The sequence below is a fragment of the Mycobacterium sp. 852013-51886_SCH5428379 genome (assembly GCF_001665575.1).
GTDB lineage: Bacteria > Actinomycetota > Actinomycetes > Mycobacteriales > Mycobacteriaceae > Mycobacterium.
In genome coordinates, this window is sequence record NZ_LZSU01000038.1 from 1 (window position 1) to 1,005 (window position 1,005).

At 65.8% G+C, this 1,005-nt stretch carries 1 protein-coding gene; it reads right to left on the reverse strand.

The features are described from left to right. Positions 1–794: IS110 family transposase (locus A5757_RS16765; RefSeq protein ID WP_197497363.1), on the reverse strand; the 794-nt coding region annotated here is incomplete at its 3' end. Between the last annotated feature and the right edge of the window lie 211 nt (positions 795–1,005).

A 1,005-nucleotide genomic window follows, 5' to 3' on the forward strand; every position in this document is an offset into this window, starting at 1 on the left:
GCGACGCCGGCGTGTCGGGCGTAGGCGGCCTCGCTTTTGAACCTGGTGACCCCGGCGGTCTCACCGACGAGTTTGGCTGCGGTGAGCTCACCGCAGCCCGGCATCGCCAGCAACACCGGTGCGACAGCACGGACGCGCTCACCAATGCGTTTGGCCAACACGTTGATCTGTTCGGTCAGTCGGGTGATGTCGGCGAGTTCGTCGCGGGCCAGCTCCGCGACTAATCCCGGTACCGTCTCCAACCATGAGGCCAGTGCCGCGCGCGACTTGGCGGTGTCGAGCGAACGCGGTTTGGGAGCACGGGCAGGATCGAGCTCATGGACCCGCCACAGCAGCCGGTTGATCGTCGATGTGCGTTGTGCGACAAGGTCTTCACGACGATCAACCAGCAACTTCAGCTCCCGCGACACCTCATCATGGGACGCGACGGGCAGATCGGGTTCGCGCAGCACCGCGCGTGCCACGGCCAGCGCATCGATCGGATCGGACTTACCCCGAGTGCGTGCCGAGGCCCGGCTCTGTGCCATCAACTTCGGCGGCACCCGCACCACCTGCTGGCCACAGGCCAGCAGATCGCGCTCCAGCCGCGCCGACAGATGCCGGCAATCCTCGATGCCCCAGCGCAGCTGGGATCCGAATTTCCTACGCGCCCAGGAGACGGCCTGGTGATGGCCCGCGGTGGTCGCTTCGACGACCTTCTCGCCGAGCTTGCGCCCGACCTCGTCGACGGCCACAAAGGTATGCGTGCGCTTGTGTACGTCGGCTCCAACAACAACCATGGTGGTTGCCTCCATTCACTGTGAGGTGACGGTTGGGCCGGTCGGCGGACAAACCTCAGTGGGGGCGGTGCCACGCTCCTATCAAGTCACGCCGGCCGGTCCTTCACACCCGGTGCCGGCAAAACGCATGCTCGCCAACCCGAAGGCGGCAGCGACCCTACGAGCCAGACACCAGGTGATCAGGAATCCAACCACCGCAATACGCGGCACCCCACCCTGACACTGA